Source organism: Actinoplanes oryzae (genome assembly GCF_030757795.1).
Lineage (GTDB): Bacteria > Actinomycetota > Actinomycetes > Mycobacteriales > Micromonosporaceae > Actinoplanes.
Genome location: NZ_JAUQWH010000260.1, coordinates 1 through 8,116, shown reverse-complemented (window position 1 = coordinate 8,116; position 8,116 = coordinate 1). Strand labels below are relative to the sequence as shown.

Annotated in this window: 8 protein-coding genes; 6 read left to right on the top strand and 2 right to left on the bottom strand. The window is 76.1% G+C overall.

The genetic code is table 11. The features are described from left to right. Nucleotides 1-189 (top strand): undecaprenyl-diphosphate phosphatase (locus RBH18_RS41730; RefSeq protein WP_306216045.1); only part of this gene is annotated, 189 nt, incomplete at its 5' end. 84 nt (nucleotides 190-273) lie between these two features. Then, nucleotides 274-1,485 (top strand): cytochrome P450, encoded by a 1,212-nt coding sequence (locus RBH18_RS41725; RefSeq protein ID WP_306216044.1) that lies wholly within the window; start codon nucleotides 274-276, stop codon nucleotides 1,483-1,485. Here RBH18_RS41725 and RBH18_RS41720 read toward each other — a convergent pair. Continuing rightward, nucleotides 1,475-2,095: a DinB family protein gene (locus tag RBH18_RS41720; RefSeq protein WP_306216043.1), complete on the bottom strand. Its 621-nt coding sequence runs from the start codon at nucleotides 2,093-2,095 to the stop codon at nucleotides 1,475-1,477. The genes RBH18_RS41725 and RBH18_RS41720 overlap by 11 nt on opposite strands. A 199-nt stretch (nucleotides 2,096-2,294) precedes the next feature. Between RBH18_RS41720 and RBH18_RS41715 the strand changes: the two genes are divergently transcribed. The 3 genes from RBH18_RS41715 to RBH18_RS41705 all read left to right on the top strand — a co-directional run bounded on the left by RBH18_RS41715 (nucleotide 2,295) and on the right by RBH18_RS41705 (nucleotide 4,625). Further along, nucleotides 2,295-3,035 carry a maleylpyruvate isomerase family mycothiol-dependent enzyme gene (locus RBH18_RS41715; protein ID WP_306216042.1) on the top strand — a complete coding sequence of 247 codons (741 nt, stop codon included), beginning with the start codon at nucleotides 2,295-2,297 and terminating at the stop codon, nucleotides 3,033-3,035. A 68-nt stretch (nucleotides 3,036-3,103) separates the two neighbouring features. Further along, entirely contained in the window at nucleotides 3,104-3,667 is a 564-nt protein-coding gene (locus RBH18_RS41710) for a HEAT repeat domain-containing protein (RefSeq protein WP_306216041.1), read from the top strand. Next, complete coding sequence (locus RBH18_RS41705) at nucleotides 3,654-4,625, top strand: HEAT repeat domain-containing protein (protein ID WP_306216040.1); 972 nt, start codon at nucleotides 3,654-3,656, stop codon at nucleotides 4,623-4,625. Before RBH18_RS41710 ends, RBH18_RS41705 begins: the two co-directional genes overlap by 14 nt. On the opposite strand, the gene RBH18_RS41700 is transcribed toward RBH18_RS41705, so the two are convergent. After that, entirely contained in the window at nucleotides 4,609-5,469 is an 861-nt protein-coding gene (locus RBH18_RS41700; RefSeq protein ID WP_306216039.1) for an aminoglycoside phosphotransferase family protein, read from the bottom strand. The two genes, RBH18_RS41705 and RBH18_RS41700, sit on opposite strands and share 17 nt — an antisense overlap. 201 nt (nucleotides 5,470-5,670) lie before the next feature. Here RBH18_RS41700 and RBH18_RS41695 point away from each other — a divergent pair. Further along, a partial coding sequence (locus RBH18_RS41695) for an AfsR/SARP family transcriptional regulator (RefSeq protein ID WP_306216038.1) occupies nucleotides 5,671-8,116 on the top strand: 2,446 nt, incomplete at its 3' end.

The window sequence follows — 8,116 nt, the reverse complement described above, 5'->3', positions numbered from 1 at the left end:
CCTATTAGTACCGGTCAGCCCGCCACCATCACCTCCACGATCGTCAGCTTCGTCGTCGGCTGGCTCGCCGTGTCGTGGCTGCTCAAGTTCATCGCCAAGCACTCGTACTCGATCTTCATCGGCTACCGCCTGGTCCTGGGCAGCCTGCTGATGGTCCTGCTCGCCACCGGCGCCATCGAACCCAAATAGATCGACGTTTGTTGTTCTCTTCCCCCTCGGCGGATAACGTAGCGCACGGAGACCGTTTCGCTACTTTCCGCTGAGGGGGTTTGTGTGTCCGACCTCCCGCTGTTTCCGTTCCGCAGCCCCGACGGCGACCCGTTCACCCCCGTCGCCGCCGCCGACCTGCGCGCGCTCGACGGGCCCGTCACGCGGGTGCGGCTGCCCACCGGCGGGTGGACCTGGCTGGTCACCCGGCACGAGGACGTCAAACAGCTGCTGCGCTCCGACGCGTTCAGCGCCGACATGTACCGGCCCGGATTCCCGCTGCTGCGCCCCCTGCCCCCGCAGAGCCCCGAGGGCCGGCGCGGCGGGTTCATCCGCATGGACGGCCAGGCCCACCTGCGGCTGCGCCGCATGCTCACCGCCGAATTCATGATCAAGAACGTGCGGCGCCTCGAACCGGTGATCACCCGGGTCGTCGACGACGCCCTCGACGACCTGGCCGCCGGGCCCCGGCCCGCCGACCTGATCGACGCGTACGCCCTGCCCGTCCCGTCGCTGGTCATCTGCCACCTGCTCGGCGTCCCCTACGCCGACCACGCCTTCTTCCAGCAGCACAGCCGCACCCTGGTCGACCGCGACGCCGGCCCGGCAGCCCTGCGCGAGGCCATCACCGCCCTGCGCGTCTACCTGGGCACCCTCATCGAGGCCCGGCGCACCAGCGGCCACCCCGGCGACGACCTGCTCGGCCGGCTGGTCAGCGACCGCGTGCGCACCGGCGAGCTCGAGATCGGCGAGCTCATCGGCATGGCCCTGCTGCTGCTCGTCGCCGGCCACGAGACCACCGCCACCATGATCGGCCTGTCCGTGCTGCTCCTGCTGCAGCGCCCCGGGCAGTGGCAGCGCCTGGCGACGGCCCGCGAGGCCGGCCTCGACGCCCTGGTCGACGAACTGCTGCGCTACCTCACCGTCGTACGCACCGGCATCCCCCGCCAGGCCGTGCGCGACACCACCGTCGGCGGGCGCCGCATCGCCGCCGGCGACCCCGTCACCGCCCTGCTGTCGCTGGCCAACCGCGACGACGACGTCTTCGAGCACCCGGGCGAGTTCGACCCCTACCGCGACGCCCGCCAGCACCTCGCCTTCGGCCACGGCGTGCACCAGTGCATCGGCCAGCCCCTGGCCCGCGCCGAACTGCGCATCGCCCTGTCCCGCCTCGCCTGCCGCCTGCCCGGCCTGCGCCTGGCCGCCGACCCCGCGCGGCTGCCCACCCGCGACACGTCCATCGTCTACGGCCTGGCCGCCCTGCCCGTCACCTGGTGACCGCGGCCTCCGGGCCTCGGCCGGGACCGGGCTGCGGCCCCCGCTCAGACCAGGCCCGAGCCGCCCGCTCGACCATCTCCCGGTACGCCGCCCGGGCCGCCGGATCGGCGGCCTGCTCGAACTCCGGGCGCAGCCCGGTCCGCCCGTCGAGCTGCTCGCGCAGGATGTCCGCGTGCCCGGCATGCCGGGTCGTCTCCTGCAGAATGTGGATCATCACCTGGAACAACGTCACCTCCGGCCGCGACCACCACGGCACATGGCCCGGCGCGTCGAGCGGCAGCGCCGCGATCGTCGCGTCCGCATGCTCGCAGGCCCGCCGGTAGAACGCGACGACCTGGTCGCGGCTCTCCTCCGGCGCCACCCACAGATCGCTGCCGTCCGCGTCCTGCCAGCGCCCCAGCGGCTCCGGCGACTCGCGGCCCAGGACCGCACCGAAATACCAGGCCTCGCACGTCGCCAGGTGCTTGACCAGGCCGAGCAGATTGGTCCCCGTCGCCGTCAGCGGACGGCGCACGTCGTACTCCGGCAGGTCCTCCAGCTTCCAGACCAGCACCTCACGCACCGCCCGCAGCCGGTCGTGCAGCAGACCCTTCGCGACATCGTCGATCACGGCGCCCAGCGTGCCAGAAGGCGGCAACCGGTCTCCTCCCTCCACGACGGACCACTCCGCGCGGCCGCGCTGCTCCTCGACGACCAAACGCTCATCCGCTGGAGCAGCGCCGCCGCCGTGCGGTGCCACAGCGGCGGCGCCCCCGGCACTGGCGGGATATCGGCGTGCACCGGCGGTCGCGCGGTGATAGACAGCGCGAGTGACTTTTGATGATCTCCTGCGGCTGCTCGGCGAGCGGGCCGGCGTGTTCCGGGCCGTGGTGGCCGCCGCGCCGAGCCTGGACGTGACGGTGCCTTCCTGCCCCGAGTGGACGCTGTTCGATCTGGTCGTGCATCTGGGCGAGGGGCGCCGGCGGTGGGCGGCCACCGTGGCGGCCGGTCCGGCCGACGGGCCCGCCGAGGTGGACGTACCGCCGGCGCCGCGCGAGCGGGACGCCCTGCTCGCCTGGTACGACGAGTCGGTGCGCCAGCTGCTCGACGCCCTGCGCGCGGCCGGGCCGGACCGGGGCTGCTGGACCTGGTGGAGCACGTCGCAGTCGCCGGAGACCGCCGGGGCCGTCGCCCGCCACCAGCTGCAGCAGATGGCCGTGCACACCTACGACGCGCAGCTGGCCGTGGGCGACGCCCAGCCGCTGCCCGACGACGTCGCGCGCGACGGGGTCGACGAGTTCCTGCGCACCTGTGTCGCCACGGCCAGCCCGTGGCCGCACGAGCCCGCCACCCTGGAGTATCGGATCCCCGGCGGCGACGCCTGGCGCCTGGAGCTGTCCGCCGCCGGGGCGCGGGTCAGCACGCCGCAGGGCGAGCCGGTGGACCTGCGCGGGCTGGGCACGGCGAACGAGCTGGTCATGAGCTTCTACGGGCGGATCCCGCTCGAGACACTGACGCTGGAGGGCGACCGGCGGGTGCTGGACCGGCTGGTCGCCTGGGAACCCGCCTGAGCAAGAAGCGGGAACCCGCCTGAGCGAGGCTTGACCTTGACACCGTGACAAGGTTTTCACTGGGGGGCATGGCAGACACGACCGCATCGGCCCGGCTGCAGACGGCGCTGGCCGCCGGGACCCGGGCCGATCCCGCGCTCCTCGACGACCTGGTCGCCCGGTGCGGCACCGAGCCGGACTTCTTCGTCCGCGACATGCTCACCTGGGCGCTGACCCGGCTGCCCGCCGAGCTCACCGTGCCCCGGCTGCGCGCGGAGCTGCGGTCACCGCACCCCCAGGCGCGCAGCCAGGCACTGCACACCCTGTCCAAGATCGGCGACCGGCGCGCGTGGCCGGACATCACCCCGCAGCTGCTGCGCGATGCCGACGACGAGGTGGCGCGCACCGCTTGGCGTACGGCGGTGGTGCTGGTGCCCGACGACGAGCGGGCGCAGCTGGCCGCCGCCCTGGTCACCCAGCTGGGCCGCGGCGGGCGTGACGTGCGGCGCAGCCTCAGCCGGGCCCTGGCCGCGCTCGGTGACGTCAGCGAGCCGCTCCTGCGGCGCGCGGGCGTCGGCGGCGACCCCGGCGTGCGGGCCCACGCGCGGGCCACGCTGGTGATGCTGCAGGATCCGGACCATGCTGATCGGTGAGGTGGCGCGGCGTTCGGGGGTGAGCACCCGGATGCTGCGGCACTACGACGCGCTCGGGCTGGTGCGGCCGACCGGGCGCACGGTGGGCGGCTATCGGGAGTACGCGGGCGAGGACATCCGGCGCATCTTCCACGTGGAGAGCCTGCGGTCGCTGGGGTTGTCGCTGCGCGAGGTCGCCCGCGCGCTGCAGGACCCCGCGTTCGCGCCGGCGGCGCTGGTGCAGGACCTGATCCGGCGTACGAGCGACCGGCTGCGCCGCGAGCAGGAGCTGCTCGACCGGCTGCGCACGGTCGACGCGTCGGCGCCCGGCGGCTGGGAGCAGGTGCTGCGCATCGTCGAGCTGCTGCACGGGCTGGACTCGCCGGATGCCGCCCGCCGTCAGCAGGCGGTGCTGGCCGGCGACGCGCCGCCGGAGGTGCTGGCCGGCGCGGCGCTGGCCGAGGCCGACCCGAACGTGGCGGGCGCCCTGCGCTGGGCCCTCGCCCGCGCCGGCGCCGACGCGGTCGCTCCGGTGGCGGCCGGGCTGCATGACACCGATCCGGGGGTACGCCGCCGTGCGGTGCTGGCCCTGGCCGAGCTGCCCGGCGACGAGGCGGCCGCGGCGCTGGCGGGGGCGCTGGGTGACGGCGATCCGGGCGTACGCGCCTGCGCCGCCCTCGCCGCGGGGGCGCGCGGCGAGGCCCAGGCCGTCCCGGTGCTGGTGGCGATGATCGTCGCGGGCACCAGCGACGTCGACGCCGCCGAGGTGCTGGGCAGCCTGGCCGCCACGCACGCCGGCATGGTCCTGGGTGCGCTGCTCGCCGAGCTGGACGGCCCCGCGCCGGTGCGGATCCGGGTGGTGCAGGCCCTGGCCGAACTGCCGGCGCCGGTCACCGCCGACGTGCTGCACCGGTTGCGTCACGACGACGACCGGGTGGTCGCCGGGCTGGCGGCGGCCCTGCTCAGCTCTCCGCGATGACGGCGTCGAGCCGGGCCCGGCACTCGGCGACGAACTCCGGCCAGCTGTCGCGGTAGTAGACCACCCCGCTGGCGCCGACGACGATCGCCCACGCCCGGGCGCGCTGCCAGGTGAGGTCGTCCAGGGCCAGGGCCTCGCGGTAGGCGGCGCGGGCCGGGGCGGGCAGGTCCCACACCGCGGCGTGCTCGGCGTCGGGCCAGCCCACCGACAGCGCGCCGAAGTCAATGACCGCGGCGAGCCGGCCGTCGCGGGCGAGCAGGTTGGCCGGGCGCAGGTCGCCGTGCAGCCACACCGGCGGCCGGTCGGGGTCGGGCAGCGTCAGCGCGGCCTGCCACAGCTCGGCGAGGCGGCCGGTCAACTGCAGGTCCCAGCCGGCGCAGTCGCGCAGGCTGCCGCCGCGGTACCAGCTCAGCTCGCCGCCGCGGGTGGCGCCGGCCAGGGGGATCGCGTGCAGCTGCCGGACGAAGGCGGCCAGGTCGGCGCCGAACGCGGGCCAGTCGGTGACGGTGCCGGGGCCGGGCGGGCTGCCGTCGATCCAGCGGAAGACCGCCCAGGGCAGCGGGAAGCCCGGGCCGGGCGCGCCGGCGAACACCGGCTCCGGGATGGGCAGGCTCAGCTGCGGCGCGAGGCGGGGCAGCCACGTGCGTTCCTTGCGCAGGGGCGCCGCCTTTTCGGCGGTGCGCGGCAGGCGTACCAGCAGGTCGTCGCCGAGGCGCCACATCGTGTTCTCGGTGCCGGCGCCGGCCGGGCGCAGCGGCAGCCCCGCCCACTGCGGGCACTGCGCCGCCAGCAGCGCGGTGACGGTCTCCGGGCCGGCGGTCACTTCGTCCTGGTGCAAGGTCACCGGTGCAGTGTCGCCGGGCGCGCTGCCGGCGGCGACCGGTTTTCCGCGCGGCCCTCGGTGGGGCGGCCGGGGCCGCCCCACCGCCCCCGTGAAGGCCCAGCCTCACCATCCACGCTGGACCTTCTCTGCAATTTCGCCGTAGGCCCGGCCCGGCAGTACAGTGCGCAGCAATCACCGGGCCGGCACCGACGGAGGGCGTGGATGGAGTTCCGGCTGCTGGGGCCGGTCGGGGTGGCGTCCGGCGGCGGGCCGCGCCAGGTCGGGGGCACCAAGGTGCGCACCCTGCTGGCGGCGCTGCTGCTCGAGCCGGGCCGGGTGGTGCCCGCCGACCGGCTGGTGGACATCCTGTGGGACGACGATCCGCCGGCCACCGCGCGGGCGCTCATCCAGACGTACGTGTCCGCGCTGCGCCGCGCCCTGGGCGACGACCCGCCGGCAATCGTGATCACCCGCGCCCCCGGCTATCTGATCCGCGTCGAGGCCGGGCAGCTGGACCGGGACCGCTTCGAGCAGCTGGTGCAGCAGGGGCGGGCCGCAGCCGGGGCGGGCCGGCACCGGGAGGCGGCCGAGGCGTTGCGGGCCGCCGACGCGGTGTGGCACGGCCCGGCGCTCGGGGGTGTGCGCAGCAGGGTGCTGGCCGCCGAGGCCGCCCGCCTCGACGAGCAGCGCCTGGCCGTCACCGAGGCGCGCCTGGACGCCGAGCTGGCCGCCGGCCACGGCGCCGACCTCGTCGGGGAGCTGACCGCGCTGGTGGAGGCGCATCCCACGCGCGGGCCGCTGCGCCGGCAGCTGATGCTGGCCCTGCAGCGCTCCGGGCGTACGGCGGACGCGCTGGCGGTGTATCGCCGCGGCCGCGAGACGCTGATCGAGGAGCTGGGCATCGAGCCGGAGCCGGAGCTGACCCGGCTGCACGACGCGATGCTGCGCGGCGAGCCCGGTCCGGCCCCGGCGGCACCGGCGCCGCTGCGCGCGCTGACGCCGGCGCAGCTGCCGCCCGACGCCGCCGACTTCACCGGGCGGGCCGGCCTGGTCGCGCAGCTGGGCGGGCTGCTCACCGCGCCGGGGCCGGCGGTGGTGGCGCTGCTCGGGCCCGGCGGGATCGGCAAGTCGGCCCTGGCGGTGCATGTCGCGCACCGCGCCGCCGGCGACCATCCGGACGGGCAACTGCACGCCGACCTGCGCGGCAACACCGACACCCCGGCCTCGCCGGCGGAGATCCTGGGACGGTTCCTGCGGGCGCTGCACCCCGAGGCGGCGGTGCCCGACGGTACGGGCGAGCGCGTCGACGCGTACCGCAGCCTGCTCGCCACCCGCCGCATGCTGATCGTGCTCGACGACGCCGCCGACGAGCAGCAGGTCCGGCCGTTGCTGCCGGGCAGCGGCACGTCGTCGGTGCTGGTGACCTCCCGGGCGCGGCTGGCCGGGCTGGACGGCGCGCGGCTGGTCGAGCTGGACCTGCTGCCCACCGCGGAGGCGACCGCCCTGCTCGCCCGGGTCGCCGGCGCCGAGCGCATCGACGCCGACCCGGACGCCGCCGCGGCGATCGTCGCGGCGTGCGGCAACCTGCCCCTGGCGGTGCGGGTCGCCGGGGCGCGGCTGGCCACGCGCCGGCAGTGGACGGCCGGTCTGCTCGCGGCCCGGCTCGGCGACGAGCGCCGCCGCCTGGACGAGCTGTCGGCCGGTGACCGGCGGCTGCGGGTCAGCATCGGGCTCAGCTTCGCCGGGCTCGGCCCCCGGGTGCGTACGGCGATCCATCTGCTCGGGCATCTGGGGCTGTCGGACTTCCGGTCGTGGGTGCTCGCGTACGCGCTGGACGTGGGCGTGCCGGAGGCGGAGCGGATCCTCGAAGGGCTGGTGGACGCGCACCTGGTCGACTACACGTACGTCGACGCGGGCGGGCACGTGCGCTACCGGCTGCACGACCTGGTGCGCATCTACGCGCGGGAGCAGGCCGAGCAGCACGAGCCGCGCGAGGTGCTGGCCGCCGCGACCGCCCGGGTGGCCGGCGCCTGGTCGGCGGTGCTCAACCAGCTCAGCGAGCACATCACCGACCACGCCACGTCCGGCATGATCCTGCCGGTGGCCCCGCCGGCCCCGGACGCCGACGTCGACCCCGCCGCCCGGGCCGACCCGCGCGGCTGGCTCGACGCGGAGCAGACCTCGCTGGTGCTGGCGGTCGAACGCGCCGCCGAGCTGGGCCTGCACGCGCACGCGCTGGCCTTGGCCGCGGTGCTGTGCAGTTCGACGTACGTGCTGCACAGCGTGCCCGATCTGTGGGAGCGCGCGCACCGGGCGGCCCTGGGCGCGGTGCGCCGCGGCGGGGACGTGCACGGCGAGGCGGTGCTGCTGGCCTGCCTGGGGCAGGTGCGCTACGAGCAGGACGACTTCCCGGCGGCGCGCCGGCACCTGACCGAGGCGGCGGAGCGCTTCCGGGACCTCGGCGACGAGCGGGGCCAGGCCAGCGCCCTGGCGGCGATCGGGCTGGCGGCCCGCGAGCAGGGCTATCTGCCCGAGGCCGAGCACTTCCTGGCCCAGGCCGCCGAGCTGGCCGCGCGGCTGGGCGACGACCGGGCCGTGGGCCACTGCGCGCGGCTCATCGGCTCGGTGCATCTGGAGCGCGGTGACGTCGCGGCCGCCGACACCGCGC

Excerpts from the sequence above, each read along its gene's own strand:
- RBH18_RS41710 (WP_306216041.1), top strand. The coding sequence starts at position 3,104 with ATGGCAGACACGACCGCATCGGCCCGGCTGCAGACGGCGCTGGCCGCC.
- RBH18_RS41705 (WP_306216040.1), top strand. The coding sequence starts at position 3,654 with ATGCTGATCGGTGAGGTGGCGCGGCGTTCGGGGGTGAGCACCCGGATG.